Origin of the sequence: Lentilactobacillus senioris, from assembly GCF_026798195.1 — a bacterium.
Lineage (GTDB): Bacteria > Bacillota > Bacilli > Lactobacillales > Lactobacillaceae > Lentilactobacillus > Lentilactobacillus senioris_A.
The window spans coordinates 39,252-58,556 of the sequence record NZ_JAPQEZ010000003.1; the positions used below are offsets into that span (position 1 = coordinate 39,252).

At 38.7% G+C, this 19,305-nt stretch carries 19 protein-coding genes; 17 read left to right on the forward strand and 2 right to left on the reverse strand.

Features of this window, described 5'->3' with window-relative positions; all coding sequences use genetic code 11:
- Positions 1-12 precede the first annotated feature (12 nt).
- From rnpM to lepA, 11 genes are all read left to right on the forward strand, one after another.
- Entirely contained in the window at positions 13-312 is a 300-nt protein-coding gene (rnpM, locus tag OXT66_RS04260; RefSeq protein ID WP_268596019.1) for an RNase P modulator RnpM, read from the forward strand.
- Positions 302-619, forward strand: coding sequence for a YlxQ-related RNA-binding protein (locus OXT66_RS04265; RefSeq protein ID WP_268596021.1), 318 nt, complete (start codon positions 302-304; stop codon positions 617-619). Before rnpM ends, OXT66_RS04265 begins: the two co-directional genes overlap by 11 nt.
- 4 nt (positions 620-623) lie before the next feature.
- Positions 624-3,008 (forward strand): translation initiation factor IF-2, encoded by a 2,385-nt coding sequence (gene infB, locus OXT66_RS04270; RefSeq protein ID WP_268596023.1) that lies wholly within the window; start codon positions 624-626, stop codon positions 3,006-3,008.
- A gap of 13 nt (positions 3,009-3,021) precedes the next feature.
- Positions 3,022-3,372: a 30S ribosome-binding factor RbfA gene (rbfA, locus tag OXT66_RS04275; protein ID WP_056978274.1), complete on the forward strand. Its 351-nt coding sequence runs from the start codon at positions 3,022-3,024 to the stop codon at positions 3,370-3,372.
- 82 nt (positions 3,373-3,454) lie between these two features.
- Positions 3,455-4,363, forward strand: a complete 909-nt coding sequence (truB, locus tag OXT66_RS04280) for a tRNA pseudouridine(55) synthase TruB (protein WP_268596026.1) — start codon at positions 3,455-3,457, stop codon at positions 4,361-4,363.
- Between the two features lie 12 nt (positions 4,364-4,375).
- The gene (gene ribF, locus OXT66_RS04285; RefSeq protein ID WP_268596028.1) at positions 4,376-5,323 is read left to right on the forward strand and encodes a riboflavin biosynthesis protein RibF; all 948 of its coding nucleotides are present in this window, start codon (positions 4,376-4,378) and stop codon (positions 5,321-5,323) included.
- A gap of 122 nt (positions 5,324-5,445) precedes the next feature.
- Complete coding sequence (hrcA, locus tag OXT66_RS04290) at positions 5,446-6,483, forward strand: heat-inducible transcriptional repressor HrcA (protein ID WP_419146376.1); 1,038 nt, start codon at positions 5,446-5,448, stop codon at positions 6,481-6,483.
- 20 nt (positions 6,484-6,503) lie between these two features.
- Positions 6,504-7,061, forward strand: coding sequence for a nucleotide exchange factor GrpE (grpE, locus tag OXT66_RS04295; protein ID WP_268596030.1), 558 nt, complete (start codon positions 6,504-6,506; stop codon positions 7,059-7,061).
- Between the two features lie 46 nt (positions 7,062-7,107).
- Positions 7,108-8,940 (forward strand): molecular chaperone DnaK, encoded by a 1,833-nt coding sequence (dnaK, locus tag OXT66_RS04300; RefSeq protein WP_268596032.1) that lies wholly within the window; start codon positions 7,108-7,110, stop codon positions 8,938-8,940.
- A gap of 101 nt (positions 8,941-9,041) precedes the next feature.
- The gene (dnaJ, locus tag OXT66_RS04305) at positions 9,042-10,169 is read left to right on the forward strand and encodes a molecular chaperone DnaJ (RefSeq protein WP_268596034.1); all 1,128 of its coding nucleotides are present in this window, start codon (positions 9,042-9,044) and stop codon (positions 10,167-10,169) included.
- Positions 10,170-10,293: 124 nt separating this feature from the next.
- Positions 10,294-12,132, forward strand: coding sequence for a translation elongation factor 4 (lepA, locus tag OXT66_RS04310; RefSeq protein ID WP_268596036.1), 1,839 nt, complete (start codon positions 10,294-10,296; stop codon positions 12,130-12,132).
- A 93-nt stretch (positions 12,133-12,225) separates the two neighbouring features.
- Here lepA and OXT66_RS04315 read toward each other — a convergent pair whose 3' ends face one another.
- On the reverse strand, positions 12,226-12,621 hold the full coding sequence (locus OXT66_RS04315) for a hypothetical protein (protein ID WP_268596038.1): 396 nt from the start codon (positions 12,619-12,621) through the stop codon (positions 12,226-12,228).
- Between the two features lie 138 nt (positions 12,622-12,759).
- Between OXT66_RS04315 and OXT66_RS04320 the strand changes: the two genes are divergently transcribed.
- The 6 genes from OXT66_RS04320 to OXT66_RS04345 are packed head-to-tail and all read left to right on the forward strand — an operon-like array spanning position 12,760 to position 18,229.
- Positions 12,760-13,104: a hypothetical protein gene (locus OXT66_RS04320; RefSeq protein ID WP_268596040.1), complete on the forward strand. Its 345-nt coding sequence runs from the start codon at positions 12,760-12,762 to the stop codon at positions 13,102-13,104.
- Positions 13,105-13,150: 46 nt separating this feature from the next.
- Positions 13,151-14,113 (forward strand): 50S ribosomal protein L11 methyltransferase, encoded by a 963-nt coding sequence (gene prmA / locus OXT66_RS04325; protein ID WP_268596042.1) that lies wholly within the window; start codon positions 13,151-13,153, stop codon positions 14,111-14,113.
- A 3-nt stretch (positions 14,114-14,116) separates the two neighbouring features.
- Positions 14,117-14,857: an RsmE family RNA methyltransferase gene (locus tag OXT66_RS04330; RefSeq protein ID WP_268596044.1), complete on the forward strand. Its 741-nt coding sequence runs from the start codon at positions 14,117-14,119 to the stop codon at positions 14,855-14,857.
- 19 nt (positions 14,858-14,876) lie between these two features.
- A complete protein-coding gene (locus OXT66_RS04335) occupies positions 14,877-17,108 on the forward strand; it encodes a RelA/SpoT family protein (protein ID WP_268596046.1) in 2,232 nt (743 codons plus the stop codon).
- A 9-nt stretch (positions 17,109-17,117) separates the two neighbouring features.
- On the forward strand, positions 17,118-17,564 hold the full coding sequence (gene dtd / locus OXT66_RS04340; RefSeq protein ID WP_268596489.1) for a D-aminoacyl-tRNA deacylase: 447 nt from the start codon (positions 17,118-17,120) through the stop codon (positions 17,562-17,564).
- 23 nt (positions 17,565-17,587) lie between these two features.
- The gene (locus OXT66_RS04345; protein WP_268596047.1) at positions 17,588-18,229 is read left to right on the forward strand and encodes an HAD-IA family hydrolase; all 642 of its coding nucleotides are present in this window, start codon (positions 17,588-17,590) and stop codon (positions 18,227-18,229) included.
- A 37-nt stretch (positions 18,230-18,266) separates the two neighbouring features.
- Here OXT66_RS04345 and OXT66_RS04350 read toward each other — a convergent pair whose 3' ends face one another.
- Positions 18,267-19,112, reverse strand: a complete 846-nt coding sequence (locus tag OXT66_RS04350; RefSeq protein WP_268596048.1) for an N-acetylmuramoyl-L-alanine amidase — start codon at positions 19,110-19,112, stop codon at positions 18,267-18,269.
- Positions 19,113-19,305: the final 193 nt, after the last annotated feature.

The following is a 19,305-nucleotide window of genomic DNA, read 5'->3' on the forward strand; positions in this document are numbered from 1 at the left end:
GAGGTGGCACGAGTGAAAAACCGAAAAATTCCAATGCGAAAAGACGTCGTAACCGGAAAAATGGCTCCTAAAAAGGAGCTGGTTAGAATCGTTCGTGACAGTGAAGGTAACGTGTCCATCGATGAAACCGGCAAAAAATCCGGACGAGGAGCATATGTTTCAATTAATGTAGACGTAGCCAAGAAGGCTAAAGCTCAGCATGCTTTTGAAAAGACCTTTTCTGTAACGGTACCTGATGAATTTTATGATGAATTGATTGAATATGTTGATCATAAACAGGCCCGAAAAGAGTTGTTCGAAAATGGACAATAAACAGGCTGCTTTACAGTTCTTGGGTTTGGCCCGTCGCGCGCGTAAGCTAGTTACCGGACAAGATTTAGTTTTGGCGGCAATTAGAAGCCAAAAGGCCAAATTTGTGTTTGTTGCTTCAGATGCCGGAGCCAATACAACTAAAAAATTTATTGATAAATCAAATTACTACCACGTACCCGTTTATAACGGTTACACTAAGGATGAGTTAAGTACTGCCATTGGCCAAAAACGTTCAATTATTGGCGTTTTAGATGCCGGAATGGCAAAAAAGCTGGTAACCCTTATCCATAATCAAAAAGGAGAGTGATGATATGGGGAAAAAGCGTATCTATGAACTAGCAAAAGAATTGAATGTATCTAGTAAAGAAATTATTGATGATGCAAATCGAGCTGGCTATGATATTAAAAATCATATGTCAACGGTCGACGATGCTCAGGAAAAGAGAATTCGCCAAGTGTTTTCAAAACAAAATCAAAAGAGCACTACTAAACCTACAAATACTACCAGTCACACTAATAATGCTGGTAAGCAAAATCATAACAGCAGTGATGCTAAACACTCGGCTAATAGCCAACATAATAATAACAACCGTTCTAGCAATCAAAATCATGCTAGTGGTCAAAATAGAACTAATAATCAAAACCGTTCTAATAATTCTAATCGAAATGGTAACCAAAGCCACACTAGTAACCAAAATCATACTAGCAGTAGCAATCAAAACCGTTCTACTACTAGTAGTCACAAACCGGCTGGAAACCAATCCCATGGTAACAATGGTGGTGGCAGATACGGTGGCAGCTTGAACCGGAATAATAATTCAGGCAACCGTAACAGTAAGAAATTCAACAAGAAGCAAAATAAACGCCAAAAGAAACAAAAGAATCAACGATTAAAAGAAACTGAACACCATGTATCTGTTCGAAAAGAACGGCCATTACCAGAAGTATTGGTTTATTCTGATGGCATGAACGCTCAAGATTTAGGAAAGCTATTGCATAGAGAACCAGCTGAAATTGTTAAAAAATTATTTATGCTGGGGGTGATGGTTAACCAAAATCAATCATTAGATAAAGATGCTATTGAAGTTTTAGCTGCTGACTATGGAATTGAAGCAGAAGAAAAAATTGAAGAAAACATTTCTGACATTGATACTTTGTACGATCAAGAAATGGCCAACACCGAACACTTAGAAAACCGGCCACCAGTTGTTACTATCATGGGCCACGTTGATCATGGTAAAACTACTTTGCTTGATCACCTTCGTCATTCTCATATTACTGCTGGAGAAGCTGGGGGAATTACCCAAGCGATCGGTGCTTACCAAGTTCGCCATGGCGACAACGTTATTACGTTCTTAGATACTCCCGGACATGCTGCCTTTACTGAAATGCGTGCACGTGGTGCTAACGTCACTGACATTACCATTTTGGTGGTAGCCGCTGATGATGGGGTAATGCCTCAGACTATCGAAGCCATTAACCATGCTAAAGCTGCGGGAACCCCAATTATCGTGGCAGTTAACAAGGTTGATAAACCGGATGCCAATCCTGCTCACGTAACGGAACAATTGGCTGAATACGGATTAATCCCTGAAGACTGGGGTGGCGATACTATTTTTGTTAATATTTCTGCTAAATTTGGCGAAAATATTGATGAATTACTAGACATGATCGTCCTTCAATCAGAAATGATGGAATTAAAGGCTAACCCTGATCAAGCAGCGGTTGGTTCAGTTATCGAAGCTCGTTTGGATCAAGGTAAGGGTTCTGTAGCTACGTTACTAGTTCAACAAGGCACGATGCACGTTGGTGATCCAATTGTTGTCGGTCATACTTTTGGTCGGGTTAGAACCATGACTAACGAACGTGGCCGAGATTTAAAGAAGGCTACTCCATCTACGCCAGTAGAAATTACTGGACTTAATGAAGTTCCAGAAGCGGGGGATCATTTTGTAGTCTTCCCTGACGAAAAGAGTGCTCGAGCAGCTGGTGAAGCCAGAGCTAAAGAAGCTCAAATTGAAGAACGCCGTAAAACTAACCACGTTACTTTGGATAACTTGTTTGATTCGCTTAAAGAAGGCGAAATGAAATCAGTTGATATCGTTATCAAGGCTGACGTTCAAGGTTCAGTTGAAGCCTTGGCTAATAGTTTGCAAAAAATTGACGTTGAAGGTGTGAAAGTTAACATTATTCATACTGGAGTCGGTGCCATTAACGAAAGTGATGTCGCTTTAGCTGCTGCAAGTAATGCCATTATCATTGGTTTTAATGTCCGCCCAACTCCACAAGCCAAAGCCCAAGCGGAATCTGAAAAGGTTGATATGCGTTTACACCAAGTTATCTATAACGCTATCGACGAAGTGGAATCAGCCATGAAAGGGATGCTTGAACCAACTTACGAAGAAGAAGTCACTGGTGAAGTTGAAGTTCGTGAAATTTACAAGGCATCTAAAGTCGGTACCATTGCTGGTGGGATGGTTGTTAGCGGTGTAGTTAACAAAAATAGTAAAGTTCGTTTAATTCGGGACGGCGTAGTTATTTACGATGGCGAATTGAACAGTTTGAAACGCTTCAAAGATGATGTTAACCAAGTTAAGCAAGGTTTCGAACTCGGCTTAACTATCCAAGATTACAATGATATTAAAGTCGGCGACGTTATCGAAGCTTACGTTATGAAAGAAGTTCCAGTTAAGTAAGGAGGGCTGCTAAATGGCTCAATATCGAGTAGGTCGATTAGAACAAGAAGTACAACGAGAAGTAAATGATATTTTACTCAAACGAGTACGTGATCCTCGAGTACAAGGGGTTACCGTTACTGGAGTAGAAGTGACCGGTGATTTACAACAGGCTACCATTTACTACAGTATCTTGTCTGACAAGGCTGGCGAAGGTCAAAAAACTGCTGCTGGTTTAGAAAAAGCCACCGGTTTGATTCGCAAAGAATTAGGTTCACGTCTTAGTATCTATAAGACTCCAGAATTAAAATTTGTTCGCGATGAATCAGTTCAATACGGTGATAATATTGACCGGTTAATTAACGAAATGAATCGCAAAGATTAAGCTAACAGCCATCTTCCATCTGGAGGGTGGCTGTTTTTATGTTATAATTTTGACTAATAGTGTTTTAATATAGGAGATAAAAATGGACGGATTAATTGCTCTGTATAAAGAACGTGGCATGACTAGCTTTGATGCGATTAGAGCGTTACGAAAAATTTTGCATACTAAAAAAATTGGACATACTGGAACCTTAGATCCAGATGTCGATGGCGTTTTACCAATTTGTGTGGGAGAAGCTACTAAAATTAGTGAAATTGTAATGAATTCCGGGAAAATTTATCGAGGCAGTATCACTCTAGGGTTAGCTACTGATACGGAAGATTTGTCTGGTAATGTAATTGCCAGACAAGCAATTGAGACCCCACTTAATAATACTGAAATTAATGCGGTATTGGCTCAACTAACTGGAATTATTGAACAAATTCCCCCTATGTATTCTGCAGTTAAGGTTAACGGCCGCAAGCTATATGAATACGCCCGTGAGGGAATTGAAGTAGAACGTAAACCGCGAAAAATCACCGTTACTAGTTTTAAGCAAGTTAAACCAGCTACTTACGATGCTGAGCAAAAACAACAAACGATTTATTTTGAAGTGGCTTGTTCAAAGGGAACTTATGTTAGAACCTTAGCCACTGATTTCGGTAAGTTAATCAATGTTCCAGCGGTAATGAGTGATTTGACGAGAATTCAAAGTGGTGGTTTCACTATTGATCAAACTACATCCTTAGAACAAGTGGCTGAAGCACAAGAAAATGGTAATTTGACTGCGGTGTTAAAACCATTAAACGAAGCCTTAAAACAGTTTCCGGAATTAGATATTGATGAAGCCCAAAATGAAAAAGTCCACCATGGCGCCTTTATTAAGGGAGATCAATTAGATTCAAAACCCGTTGTTGTTAGAATCATATATCAAAATGAACTACTGGCTCTTTACCAGTGGGATGCTGATAAAAACTTATATCGGCCATATAAAATGTTTATTCACAGTTAGGGGCATAGTTTGATGAAAGTAATTAAAATACATCATCCAATGGCAGATTCACTGCAATTTTCAGAACCAATTGTGTTAGCAATGGGTTTTTTTGATGGAATTCATTTGGGGCACCAGCAAGTAATTCAAACTGCTGTAGATCGTGCCAAACAGCTTGGAATTAAATCAGCTGTCTTAACTTACGACCATCATCCTCAAATTGTTTATAACCGGTTAAATGATCATGATAGGCGTTACTTGACTTTGCCAGAACAAAAACTGCAACTTTTAGAAAAATTGGGAGTTGATCAAGTATTTATCATTAACTATTCCTATGCTTTTCAAGACCAAACTCCAGCAGAATTCATTCAAAATTACCTAGTGAGATTTAAAGCTCAAGTAGTCGTAGCGGGATTTGACCATACCTATGGTGAAAAACACATCGCTACCATGGACCGGTTACCTGAATATAGTCAGGGACAATTTGAAATCATTACCGTTCCTAAGTTACAACAACAATCCCAAAAAGTTAGCTCTACAGCAATTAAAGCAGCATTAGATAACGGGAATGTTACGGTAGTTAATGAAATGTTAGGGCGTAATTTTGCAACTAAGGGGACCGTTGTTCATGGCGAACAAGTGGGTAGAACAATTGGTTATCCTACTATAAATGTGGATCATGATCCTCTCCAGTGGCTTCCTACAATTGGAATCTACGTGGTAAAAGTTAAAGTTGGAGATGCCTGGTATCAAGGGATGGCTTCGATTGGTAAAAACGTCACTTTTTACAGTAACCATCCTATAACCGTTGAGGTTAACTTACTAGATTTCAACCGAAACGTATATGGAGAAGTAGTGACGGTGGAATGGTTGAAATATTTACATGATGAGGAAAAGTTTGATGGTATCGATGAATTAATTGAACAACTACAAATTGATGAACAAGATACCCGTCAGTTTTTCAAGCAGAATGAAAATTAGCACTCTAACAAAATAATTGCTAAAAAACCGTTGATATTTCTTGACTAATTCTCAATGGTTTGTTAGATTATAAATGTGCCTTAGCACTTGAAAGAATAGAGTGCTAAAAAGAGGTGATAGCTATGTTAACGGATAGACAAAAAGCGATTCTTTCAGTGATTGTCCGTGATTACACTAATACTGGTAACCCGGTGGGGTCTAAAGCATTAGCTTCAGAGTTAAATACCCACGTTAGTTCTGCTACTGTCAGAAACGAAATGGCTGCTTTAGAAGAAAAAGGGTTAATTACTAAAACTCATTTTTCTTCTGGTCGAGTGCCATCGATGGAGGGGTATCGGTACTATGTTGATCATCTAGTACAGCCTGATCCAATTGAGGATAGCGTCGAGGATATGATTAAGAATTCTCTTCATGGGGAGTTCAACCGAATCGATGAAATTATTCAAGAATCTGCCCGTGTGTTGTCTGATTTAACCAATTATATGGCACTAACTTTTAACCCTGAGCGTAATGAAGATTTTAAACTTGGTGGTTTTAGGTTGGTTAAGTTAGATGAACGTCAAGTAATGGCCATCATGGTTACTCAAAATGGTCACGTTGAAAATCAAGTTTTTCAACTAGGTGATGTTTCCAGCGAGCAACTAGAGGCCATAGTTAGAATTATTAATGATCAACTAGTTGGTAAACCGCTTAGCGAGGTATCAAAGGCGCTTCAATTTGAACTACCGGTATTGTTAGCACAATATGTTCATAGTCCGGACGGTTTTTTAAAGATCTTTGGTGATATGTTAGATAATGCCAGTAAAGATCGAGTTCACGTTGGCGGCAAGCTCAATTTATTGAAGTTTGCTGAACGACAGGATTTGGACTATTTAAAACCGCTGTATAACTTATTGGATACCGGCGATGGGATGGCTCAAATCATCAATCCGGATTCTAATAAAGTTCAGGTTAAAATTGGTAGTGAGCTACGCAACGATTTACTCAAGAATTACAGCATTATCACCGGCACGTATGATTTAAAAGAGTACGGCCAAGGAGTAATTGCTGTTTTGGGTCCTACTAGAATGCCATATTCCAAAGTAATTGGAATTGTGGGAGCTTTGCAGGAAGAATTAACTAAAAAATTACTCGGTTATTATGAAAATGGTAACCGTTAAACCGATTAGGAGGCGACAAATTGGCTGAATTAAGTGAAGAACAACCTAAAGAAGAACAGGTTGATAACTCCGCTGTAGATTCACAAGATTCTAAGGCTGAAACGGATGCCGTTGATGATTCACAAGCTCAAATAGCTGAATTGACGGCAAAAGTAGATGAATTAGAAAACAAGTATCTACGAGCAGAAGCTGAGATTCAAAACATTCAAAGTCATGCTAAAAAAGAGCAAGCTGATTTGATTAAATATGGGGCGCAACCTTTAGCTAAGGCTATCTTGCCCATCATTGATAATTTAGAGCGAGCTCTTCAAGTAGAAGTGAGCGATGAAAATGGTGAACAACTTAAAAAAGGTGTTTCCATGGTATCTGATCATCTAATTAGTGCAATGAAGGAAAACGGAGTTGAATTACTAGATGTATTAGATAAACCGTTTGATCCTCAGTTTAGCCAAGCAATCCAAACGGTTCCAGCCGATGATGATCATCCGGCTGACACAGTGGTTTCAGTATTGCAATCCGGTTATAAATTAAAAGACCGGGTTTTACGACCAGCAATGGTAGTTGTCGCTGCTGATTAAGATTAACGTTGTAAATAACAAATAAAAATAAAAAGAGGTTTTATTAATGGCAAGTAATAAAATTATTGGTATTGATTTAGGTACCACAAACTCTGCAGTTGCGGTTTTAGAAGGTAACGAACCAAAGATTATTCCTAATCCAGAAGGTTCTCGGACTACTCCATCAGTTGTTGCGTTTAAAGATGGCCAACCACAAGTTGGGGAAGTAGCTAAGCGTCAAGAAATTACTAACCCTAACACAGTGATCTCTATTAAGAGTCACATGGGTGAAGAAGGCTATACCGTTGATATCGATGGTAAGAAGTACACCCCTCAACAAATTTCAGCTATGATCTTGCAATATATCAAGGGTTTTGCTGAAGATTACTTGGGTGACACCGTTGAAAAAGCAGTTATCACTGTTCCTGCTTACTTTAACGATGCTCAACGTCAAGCAACTAAGGATGCTGGTAAGATTGCTGGGTTGGAAGTGGAACGAATTATTAACGAACCAACTGCAGCTGCATTAGCTTATGGTCTTGATAAACAAGAAAAAGATGAAAAAGTTTTAGTTTATGACCTTGGTGGTGGTACTTTTGATGTTTCTGTCCTTGAATTAGGCGACGGGGTTTTCCAAGTACTTTCAACTAACGGTGATACGCACCTTGGTGGGGATGACTTTGATAAGCGCATCATGGATTGGTTAATTGCTGACTTTAAGGCTGAAAACGGTGTTGATTTATCCCAAGACAAGATGGCTTTACAACGACTAAAAGATGCCGCTGAAAAAGCTAAGAAAGACTTGTCAGGAGTTACCGAAACTGAAATCAGCTTACCATTTATTTCTGCCGGTGCTAATGGTCCCTTGCATTTGCAAACTAACTTAACTAGAGCTAAATTCAATGAATTAACTTCAGACTTAGTTGAAAAGACCAAAGTATCATTTGATAACGCCTTAAAGGATGCTGGTCTTTCAACTTCTGATATTGACCAAGTAATCTTAAACGGTGGTTCTACTCGAATTCCTGCCGTTCAAGAAGCCGTTAAGTCATGGACTGGTAAAGAATCTAACCGTTCAATTAACCCTGATGAAGCCGTTGCTTTAGGGGCTGCTGTTCAAGGTGGGGTTATTACTGGTGATGTTAAAGACGTTGTCTTGCTTGATGTTACTCCATTATCATTAGGAATTGAAACTATGGGTGGTGTCTTCACTAAGTTGATCGATAGAAACACTACTATCCCAACTAGCAAGTCACAAGTCTTCTCAACTGCTGCTGATAACCAACCAGCCGTTGATATCCATGTTCTTCAGGGTGAACGTCCAATGGCCGCAGATGACAAGACATTGGGTCAATTCCAATTAACTGACATTCCTGCTGCTCCTAGAGGAGTTCCTCAAATTGAAGTTACCTTTGATATTGACAAAAACGGGATTGTTAACGTTTCTGCCAAGGATAAGGGAACTGGCAAAGAACAAAAGATCACCATCCAAGATTCATCTGGTTTAGACGATGCTGAAATTGATCGAATGATGAAGGAAGCTCAAGAAAACGAAGAAGCTGATAAGCAACGTAAAGAAGCAGCTGATTTGAATAATGAAGTTGACCAATTAATCTTCCAAACTGATAAGACTCTTGAAGAAGTTAAGGACAAAGTCTCTGAAGACGAAATCAAGAAGGCTACTGATGTTCGTGATGAATTGAAGAAAGCTCGTGAAGATAATAACGTTGACGAAATGAAAGCTAAGAAAGACGAATTGACTAAGATTGCCCAAGATCTTGCAGTTAAGTTGTATCAACAACAAGATAATGGTCAAGCTGCTCAAGGCGCCACTGACAATGGTAACGATGATGGTACTGTTGATGGTGACTTTAGCGAAGTTAACGATGACAAAAAATAAACCCTAACGTAAGAAGCCAAGACTATTGAGTTTTGGCTTCTTATTGAAATGTGGTATTCTATTTTAGAAGTTTAACATTTTTAGTGAGATGGGAGTTACGCATGGCAAATAAGGATTATTACGAAGTCCTGGGAGTTTCTCGGGATGCCAGCGACGATGAGATTAAGAAGGCTTATCGAAAGCTATCAAAAAAATATCATCCAGATATCAATAAAGCACCAGATGCTGAAGCCAAGTTCAAGGAAGTTACCGAAGCTTATGAAGTTTTAGGTGATAAGCAAAAACGAGCTAATTACGACCAATATGGTTCGGCTGATGGCCCCCAAGGTTTTGGTGGCGCAGGTAGCGGCTTTGGCGGAGGCTTTGATGGTGGCGGTTTTGGTTTTGATGACATCTTCAGTTCATTCTTTGGCGGTGGTAAACGTCAAGCTGATCCAACAGCACCTCAACGGGGGCGTGACTTACAATATGAAATGAATTTGAAGTTTGAAGAAGCCATTTTTGGCAAGAAAACCCGTATTAAGTACAACCGCGAAGCCGAGTGTGATACTTGTAAGGGTTCCGGTGCTAAGCCGGGTACTTCTCCAATTAAATGTACTAACTGTGGCGGGGCTGGATTTGTTACTGTTGAAACTAACACTCCATTAGGACGGATGCAAAGTCGTCAGGAATGTCCAGTTTGTCATGGTACTGGTAAAGAAATTAAAGAAAAGTGCCCAACTTGTGATGGTCGTGGAAAAGTTGATGAACGTCATGAAATTGATGTTACTGTTCCTGCCGGAATTGAAGATGGTCAACAAATGAGGCTTCAAGGTCAAGGTGATGTTGGTGCTAATGGTGGTCCTTACGGTGATTTATATATTGTATTTTATGTACAGCCAAGTAAGGACTTTAAACGGGATGGTTCAACTATTTACTTCGAACAACCAATTAGTTTTACTACCGCTGCGTTAGGTGGCACGGTTAAAACTAAGACAGTTCATGGAGATGTAGAATTAACGATTCCAGCTGGTACTCAGACTGGCACTACCTTTAAGTTGAAGGGCAAAGGTGCTCCAAAACTTCGAGGCAATGGTAATGGTGATGAACGAGTTAAGGTAGCAATTACTACGCCTAAATCATTGAATAAATCTCAAAAAGACGCCTTAAAGGCGTTCGCCGAAGCTAGTGGTGAAAAGCCAAGTAGTAAGGGTGGCAACATTTTTGATAAATTAAAAGGTAAAAAATAACTAACAAAAGGTTTAAGGAAAAAATTCCTTAAGCTTTTTTTGTTAATTCAGTGGCAAGAAGCTTTATTAAAGCCGTTTTGATTGTTATAATGGTTTGAATACGTATGAAAGTGAGATTAACAACATGGATTTAGAAAAAATGGCAGAGCACCAAAAATATATTCGGAATTTTTCCATTGTTGCTCACATCGATCATGGTAAATCAACTTTAGCCGATCGAATTTTGGAATTAACTGATACCGTTTCTAAACGAGATATGAAGGATCAACTCCTTGATAACATGGAATTAGAACGGGAACGGGGAATTACGATTAAGTTAAACGCAGTTGAGTTAACTTACCATTCTCAAGATGGTCATGATTATGAGTTACATTTAATTGATACTCCAGGCCACGTGGATTTCTCCTATGAAGTATCTCGGAGTTTAGCAGCCTGTGAGGGAGCAGTACTAGTAGTTGATGCTGCTCAAGGGGTGGAAGCACAAACGTTGGCCAATGTTTATTTGGCTCTAGACGATGATTTAGAAATCGTGCCGGTTATTAATAAAATCGACTTGCCTTCCGCTGATCCTGAAAAGGTTAAAAAAGAAATTGAAGATGTTATCGGAATTGATGCTGAAGATGCGGTTTTAGCTAGTGCTAAAAAAGGAATCGGAATTGAGGATTTATTAGAGCAAATCGTCCATAAAATTCCGGCTCCGGATGGAGAACTACGCAAGCCACTAAAAGCTTTAGTATTTGACTCAGTGTATGACGATTATCGCGGAGTGGTTCTTAGTGTACGGTTGTTTGAAGGAACCGTTAAACCCGGCGATAAGATTCGTTTAATGAACAGTGGTAGTGAATACGAAGTCACCGAAGTAGGGGTTAATTCACCTAGCCCGGTTAAGCGAGATTATCTAATGTCCGGTGACGTAGGTTATATCACCGCTAGTATTAAGGATATTACCCAAACTCGAGTGGGTGATACCGTTACTAACGCTAATGATCCAGCGGATGAAGCCTTGCCAGGATACCGAGAAATGAATCCAATGGTTTACGCTGGCCTTTATCCTACCGATAACGCTAAGTTTGATGATTTACGAGAAGCCTTGGAAAAACTTAAGTTAAATGATGCAGCATTAGAATTTGAACCGGAAGCTTCTCAAGCTTTGGGATTTGGTTTTCGGTGTGGGTTTTTAGGGCTATTGCATATGGACGTAGTGCAGGAACGTCTGGAACGAGAATTTAATTTAGACTTAATTACCACTGCTCCTTCTGTAACTTATCGAGTTAACATGGCGGATGGTAGTGTTAAAACAGTTGATAATCCAGCGGATATGCCAGATGTTTCAGCAATGAAGTCAATTGAAGAACCCTATGTTAAGGCGTCCATTATGGTTCCTAATGACTACGTAGGGGCAGTCATGGAACTTTGCCAACATCGGCGGGGTGAATTTGATACTATGGAATATTTAGATGAGTATCGCGTAAACGTGATCTACTACATGCCATTATCAGAAATTATTTTTGACTTCTTTGATAAACTAAAATCAAGCACTAAGGGTTATGCTTCTCTGGATTACGAATTAGCTGGGTATCGTCCAAGCGATTTGGTTAAAATCGATATTTTGTTGAATAGTGATAAAGTAGATGCATTAAGCTTTATTGCACATCGACAATTTGCTGCAGATCGGGGAAGAGAAATTACTTCTAAGTTAAAGACTATTATTCCACGACAAAACTTTGAAATTCCAGTACAAGCTGCAATTGGTTCTAAGATCGTGGCTAGAACGAATATTAAGGCTTATCGTAAGGATGTTACCGCTAAAATTCACACTGGTGATCCTGATCGACGGGCTAAATTGTTGGATAAACAAAAACGTGGTAAAAAACGGATGAAATCGGTTGGTAAAGTGGAAATTCCACAACAGGCTTTCATGGCCGTTTTACAGACTGGAGACGACGAAAGCGGCGCCAAATAGGCATTTTGCTTTTTGATAAATGTTAAAAAAATCAAATCTTTCGCCATTTTTCTGCCACGATACCAAAAAACGACCATTACTGGTCGTTTCAAATTAGCCAATTCGCGTTTCAGTGATGATTTCAGTGTCAATAATGGTTTGTTTGTTATCATCTAGGTGAGTCTTTAGCCGGTTTAATAGCTGGTGATTCGTTAAAGCTTCATCAAAACTTTGTTTGGACATGGCATTTAAAATATTTTTGTCCTGTGATTGATTTAGCAAAACACGATCTAAAATTAGATCAGGGGAAGTTACTGAAAGAATATTGAGGATTGCTTTAATGGCAACCGATCCATTTTTAAGGGATTTAGCATCAATATTATCTCTGTAAAATAATTGTCGACCTTCGAAAATGGGAGCACTTTTAGTTCCTTCAAGGGTAGCGACATAAGCAATTTCTACTGTTTCTGGTTTAATCTTATTAATAAAAGAAATTTTAAATAATTGCATGATAACCTCCATCAGTTAGATTAATAAATTTTTAACTGGAAATCCTTCCGAATATAGTTTATTTTATATCATAACACGTTTCTTTTTTCTTGATGAAAGGTTATCGTTAATTAACGTAACACTTTAATGAGTAAGGAGGTGGCCACAATTTTAGAAAGAACAAAGCAATTTTTAACGGACAATGGTTACAAATACAAAAAAGAATATATGCGCCCGTTATTAACGCCTGCAAATATCTACATTTTTAAATTTGGTCGTGAGAAGTTAGATAATCGTTTAATTATTCGTTATGACCATAAATGGACGGGACGACAACGAATTAAAGAAATTGATTTAAGATTGCATAAACAACGGCACCCCCGTGTTTTTGCAACCGAAACAGATTTACTGAGTTATTTAGAAGACCATCTTCTAAGTCATGAAGCAAAGGTTCACGATGACGAGACTAGTCAAAATGAAAGTTCCCAAGAAGCATCTCGTTAAAAGATGCTTTTTTTGTATTTTAAATTAAACCTGGGAGGGTAATTTTATGGAATGGATGCAGGTGGCAGTAAAAACAAGTAGTGAGGCAGTTGAGGCAGTAGCTAATATATTAATGGAAGCTGGAGCCAGCGGAGTAGCAATTGAAGATGCCGCTGATTTTGCTAAGATCAAGGCGGGAAAATATGGAGATCACGGGGAAATTGTTGATCCCGCCTCTTTAAAACACATTAAGTCAGGAGCCTTGGTAACTGCATATTTTCCTGAAAGTGAACAAGTAGAAAAAAGAGTACCACAGATTACCACCAGGGTATTAGGTTTGAATCAAGCTGGTCTTAATCCAGGGGCTGCTGAAGTAATTGCTAAACCAGTCGATGACACGGATTGGGCGACTGCTTGGGAAAAGTACTACCACCCGGTTCCAGTTACCCGTTTCTTGACGGTGGTTCCAGACTGGGAAGATTATGCTCCCCAAAATAGTGATGAACGAGTTATCAGACTTGACCCGGGACGGGCGTTTGGAACGGGTACTCATCCAACTACTAAGTTATCTCTACAAGGATTAGAAACGGTTATTCGTGGCGGAGAAACTGTAATTGATGTGGGGACGGGTTCAGGAGTGTTAACGATCGGAGCAGAATTATTAGGCGCTAACGTAATTTTAGCAACTGATTTAGATGATGTGGCGGTCGACTCAGCACAAAAGAACTTGGCGTTAAATCCTGAAATTAGTCCGGTCAAAGTAATCGCTAACGATTTATTAAATGGAATTAATCAAACTGCAGATATTATTGTTGCTAATATTTTGGCTGAAATAATCGTGCCATTAGTTCCGCAGGCTTGGAATAATTTACCGGTGAATGGTTATTTTGTTACCTCTGGAATCATTGATGATAAACTAGACTTAGTAATTAATGCAATGCAGCAGCAAGGCTTTGCAATTCGTGAAACTTTAAAAATGGGTGAATGGTACGGAGTAATTGCACAACGACCAGATCCAACTAAGGAGTAAGACGTGCAACATTATTTTTTAAAACAATCTTTGGTAGTCGATCAAATTGTAGAACTACCTACTAAAATCAAACATCATTTTTTTGGAGTTTTAAGGTCACAGCCAAAAGCAAAATTAGAGTTGGTAGACGAAAACCATATTGTTTTTCAAGCAATTGCTATTGATTCTGAACGAGGAATTGTTCAGATTGAAAAACAATTGAATCGGCAAACTGATTTGCCCGTTAAAACTACTATTATTTGTGGGCTTGCTAAGCAAAGTAAACCTGAATTAATTGTTCAAAAGGCGACTGAGTTAGGAGTTTCCGAGGTAATTTTTGTACCAATGGAACGGTCTATCGTCAAATGGGGCAACAAAAGTGAGAAAAAAATTGAACGTTTACAAGAAGTTGCAATAAGTGCAGCAGAACAATCTCACCGTAACAGCATTCCTACTATTAAGTATTTAACCAAATTAACTGAATTAGCTGATCAAAACTATGATCGAGCTTTGATTGCTTATGAAGAAGCAGCTAAGCACGGAGAAAAAGCACAATTAGTTCAAAATCTAGAGAAGTTAAAATCAGGTGAATCGGTTAGCTGCGTTTTTGGACCAGAAGGTGGAATTACCGATACAGAAGTTAGTTGGTTAAATGATCAGGGCTATCAAACAGTTGGTTTAGGCCCTAGAATTTTGAGAACTGAAACGGCACCGATGTATTTTTTGAGTGCAGTTTCCGTTATTTTAGAGTTAAGTCAAGCATAATTGGGGAGGAGGATGAAAAATGGTTAAAATCGAATGGACTGCTGACCAAGTACTTCAAAAAGTTAGTGAATATATGAATGAAGAACACTTGACGGAAGTTAAAAAAGCCTATCAGTTTGCTCAAATCGCTCATCGTGATCAGCGTAGACAATCGGGAGAACCTTATATTACCCATCCCGTGCAAGTAGCGGGAATTTTAGCTGATTTACACATGGATCCAGCAACTATTAGTGCTGGTTTTTTGCACGATATTGTCGAAGATACTGGTGTAGAATTAATTGACGTTCGGGAACTATTTGGTGATGACGTTGCTTTGATTGTCGATGGCGTTACCAAGTTAAGCAAGATTAAGTATAAATCTAATGAAGAACGGTTAGCCGAAAATCACAGAAAACTGTTACTAGCAATGTGTAAAGATATTCGGGTAATGATTGTTAAACTGGCCGATCGATTGCACAACATGCGAACCTTAAAATCCCTTCGTCCTGAAAAGCAACGCCGTATTTCTAAAGAAACCTTAGAAATTTATGCGCCCTTAGCTGACCGTTTAGGGATTGGAACAATTAAGTGGGAATTAGAAGATACTTCTTTGCGGTATTTAAATCCGCAACAGTATTATCGAATTGTTCATTTAATGAATTCTAGACGAGATCAACGGGTGGACTATATTGATAAGGCGATTAGTGAAGTTCAGGATTCAATTAGTGATTTAGGAATTGAAACTGAAATTTACGGTCGACCTAAGCACATCTATTCGGTCTATCGGAAAATGGTTGATCAACATAAACAATTTGATCAAATATATGATTTACTGGCTATTCGAATTATCGTTAATTCGATTAAAGATTGTTATGCCGTATTAGGAGCTATCCATACGGAATGGAAGCCAATGCCTGGCAGGTTTAAGGATTACATTGCTATGCCTAAAGCCAATATGTATCAATCTTTGCATACAACCGTTATTGGTCCCGAAGGCAAACCGTTAGAAGTGCAGATTCGAACTAAAGAAATGCACCAAGTGGCTGAATTTGGGGTGGCTGCTCATTGGGCATACAAAGAAGGTATTACTGATGAAGTTGAAGGTACCAGTGATAACAGCAAACTAAACTGGTTTAAACAAATTATCGAATTACAAGAAGATACTGATGATGCTGCTGACTTTATGGATGGCGTTAAAGGCGAACTTTTTGGTGATCGAGTTTATGTCTTTACCCCTAAAGGAGATGTTTATGAACTCCCCAAGGGGGCTGGTCCACTAGACATGGCATACATGATTCACACTGAAGTTGGTAATCATACTACCGGAGCCAAAGTGAATGGCAAAATTGTTCCATTGGATTATCAGGTGAAAAACGGAGATATTGTAGACATTATTACCTCCACTAATTCAGCTGGTCCTAGTCGGGATTGGATACCGCTAGTTCACACTAGAAGAGCTAGAAACAAAATTAAACAGTTCTTTAGACTTAAAGATCGAGATGAAAATATTGCTTCTGGTAGAGATGCTATTTTGCATAAAATCCATAGCGAAGGCTTTGATGATTTCAATATTTTAGATGATAACAGCTTAGAAACTGTTGCTCAAAGTATGCATTATCAGCATGCTGATGATTTATTAGCTGCTATTGGATTTGGCGATGTTCAACCAACTGGGGTGGTTAACCGGTTGACAGAAGATTTGCGAGCTGCTCAGAAGAGAGAACGTCAAGATCAGGCCGAACGAGAATTGCTAGAAGAACATCAAACATTAAGTGGTAAAGAAGTTGATGAGCGTAATCATAGACCTAAGAGTAAGCCTTCCAATGGTGTGGTTATTGAGGGAGTAGATAACCTGTTAGTTCGATTAAGTCATTGTTGCACCCCGGTACCTGGAGATGCCATTATTGGCTATATTACAAAAGGACGAGGAGTTTCGGTGCATCGAGACAATTGTCCTAACGTTAAGGAAGCAGAGCAGAATGCTGAAAGAGTGATTTCAGTTTACTGGGATAAGGTTTCTGGTGACGGGAGTAATTACTTAGCCAATATTGCAGTTCAAGGATACAATCGCGGCGGCCTACTGGCCGATGTTTTAGGAAGCGTTAGTAACGTAACTAAAAACGTGGCTTCTATTAATGGAAAGGTTGATCATAATAAGATGGTTACCATTTCATTGACGGTAGGGGTTAGAAATATCGAACAATTAGAGCGGGTAATTAATAGTGTTAAATCCATTAAGGACGTTTATTTAGTTGAACGGGTATTTAGATAGGAGGACATGATGCGAGTTGTATTGCAGCGAGTCTCTCAGGCTCAGGTTAGTATTGCCGAAGAAGTAGTGGGCCAAATTGGTCAAGGTTACGTATTATTAATCGGAGTAGCTGATACGGATGGTGAGGCAGAACTTGATTACCTAGTCCGAAAAATTACTAACCTACGGATTTTTGAAGATACTGATCATAAAATGAATTTAGGTTTAAAGGACGTTCATGGTGAAATTTTAGCAATTTCACAATTTACGTTATTTGCTGATACTAAAAAGGGCAATCGACCTAGTTTCACTAAAGCCGGTAAACCAGAGCATGCCGAACAGTTATATTTACAATTTGTCCAACAATTAAGGGATGAAGAAATTAAGGTGGCTACCGGTAAGTTTGGAGCGGATATGCAGGTGGAATTAACTAATGATGGGCCGGTAACTATTTTGTTTGATACGCAAAATAAATAATTAATTATTTAGGAGAAGTAATTATGATTAATCAACTTTTTTGGGATTTTGATGGAACGTTATTTGATACTTATCCAGCAATGGTTAAAGCATTTCATTTAACCTTAATGGATTTAAACGTAGATGAGATTGAAATTGATGACCACTCTATTTACACCACAATGCGTCAACAATCACTAGGAACGGCGTTTAATCAATACGGAGCTGAATATGGGCTTAATTTGGACCAATTAAAGTCCACTTATTACAACCATGAAGTCCAAGAAGTGGCCAATGCTAAACCAATTTCTGGGGTAGCAGAAATTTTACAACAAGCCATTGATAATGGTGGAGCTAATTATTTATTAACCCATCGAGATGATCAAGCTAAACAATTATTGATCGACAACGGCTTTAAGGATCAATTCGTGGATGCTGTTACGGCTGATATGCCGTTTCCTAGAAAGCCTAAGCCGGATTCATTAAACTATTTAATCGATAAACATCATGTAGATCGGGCAACGGCAATGATGATTGGAGACCGGGAATTGGATGTCTTAGCAGGGCACAATGCCAATATTGCTGCTAGTTTATTTGATCCGGATGGGTTAATCGTTCAAACTGGTGATCCAGAAATTCGGGTGGCTGCTATGCCAGAATTAAAATTATGGTTAGCTAAAAACTAATAAAAAGACCTTTAATGATAAATTAAAGGTCTTTTTATTATGCTTGATTAGCAAAGTATTTAGTTAATCCCTTAGTCACTGAAGAGGCAATTTGATTTTGGTAATTTACTGACTTAATTGCCGTAAAATTAGAATTAGAATTGATATACCCAGTTTCTAAAAGTACTGATGGTACGTTGGTATCTCTAATAACTAGGAAGTCCCCAAATTGTACTCCTCGATTAGGAAGTGGCAAAGAACTTCTAAATTGATCGTTAATATCCGTAGCGATTTGTTTAGACCTACCAGGATGGTAGTAATAACTAGTCACTCCACTAGCAGTGTTAGGCTCATCAGATGAATCTAAATGAAAACTAATAAACGCATCTGCATAGTTGGTTTCAGCAATTTCTGGACGTTTATTTAAGGAAACGGTACTATCAGAATCACGAGTTATTATTACTCGTGCACCAGTAGCCCTTAATTGTTGTGCTACTTTTTTAGCTATTTGCAAGGTATAAGTTTGTTCTTGCTTGCCAGTATTAGAAAGGGCTCCGGTGTCGACACCACCATGTCCAGGATCGATAACGATGGTGGCTTCAGCAATTTTACGAGGATTGGTAATTTGGGTATCGTTAACCAGCCACGAAGCTACCCAGCCAACTTGCCGGTGATTAGCAATTACTTTTAACCAATTGTTTTGACGTTTAATTACTTGAAGGTGAGCTCCCTTTTTAACGGTCCCCTTAACGGAATAGGAAACGGACGGTCCAGATCGAACATTTAGCTCAGCAACTTTGACGGTAACGGAGTTGGAGAAAAAAATGGTTAATAAAATTGCAAATGTACCGATTGCAATTATTCCAGCAATTATCCAACCCCGGTTTTGTACAATTCTTTTCACTAAAATCCCCCAATAAAAATTATAATTGCAATTATTATACCGCAGTTTTTTATCAAGGGCTGTAATTGGCTGGATCTTGACTTTTTTTTATTTTTCAATTAGGCTAAATGCTGTTAGTAAACGATTAATCGTTCATCAACGGATGATTTTTAAAAACTTGCGCTTACCACTTTTAATCAAAAGTGGTTTTTTA

Bases quoted from the DNA above. Each gene is read 5' to 3' on its own strand.
- dnaK (WP_268596032.1), top strand. From the start codon at position 7,108: ATGGCAAGTAATAAAATTATTGGTATTGATTTAGGTACCACAAACTCT.
- rbfA (WP_056978274.1), top strand. From the start codon at position 3,022: ATGGCTCAATATCGAGTAGGTCGATTAGAACAAGAAGTACAACGAGAA.
- OXT66_RS04345 (WP_268596047.1), top strand. From the start codon at position 17,588: ATGATTAATCAACTTTTTTGGGATTTTGATGGAACGTTATTTGATACT.
- hrcA (WP_419146376.1), top strand. From the start codon at position 5,446: ATGTTAACGGATAGACAAAAAGCGATTCTTTCAGTGATTGTCCGTGAT.
- OXT66_RS04315 (WP_268596038.1), bottom strand. From the start codon at position 12,621: ATGCAATTATTTAAAATTTCTTTTATTAATAAGATTAAACCAGAAACA.
- prmA (WP_268596042.1), top strand. From the start codon at position 13,151: ATGGAATGGATGCAGGTGGCAGTAAAAACAAGTAGTGAGGCAGTTGAG.
- infB (WP_268596023.1), top strand. From the start codon at position 624: ATGGGGAAAAAGCGTATCTATGAACTAGCAAAAGAATTGAATGTATCT.
- truB (WP_268596026.1), top strand. From the start codon at position 3,455: ATGGACGGATTAATTGCTCTGTATAAAGAACGTGGCATGACTAGCTTT.
- ribF (WP_268596028.1), top strand. From the start codon at position 4,376: ATGAAAGTAATTAAAATACATCATCCAATGGCAGATTCACTGCAATTT.
- OXT66_RS04265 (WP_268596021.1), top strand. From the start codon at position 302: ATGGACAATAAACAGGCTGCTTTACAGTTCTTGGGTTTGGCCCGTCGC.
- lepA (WP_268596036.1), top strand. From the start codon at position 10,294: ATGGATTTAGAAAAAATGGCAGAGCACCAAAAATATATTCGGAATTTT.
- OXT66_RS04335 (WP_268596046.1), top strand. From the start codon at position 14,877: ATGGTTAAAATCGAATGGACTGCTGACCAAGTACTTCAAAAAGTTAGT.
- dnaJ (WP_268596034.1), top strand. From the start codon at position 9,042: ATGGCAAATAAGGATTATTACGAAGTCCTGGGAGTTTCTCGGGATGCC.
- dtd (WP_268596489.1), top strand. From the start codon at position 17,118: ATGCGAGTTGTATTGCAGCGAGTCTCTCAGGCTCAGGTTAGTATTGCC.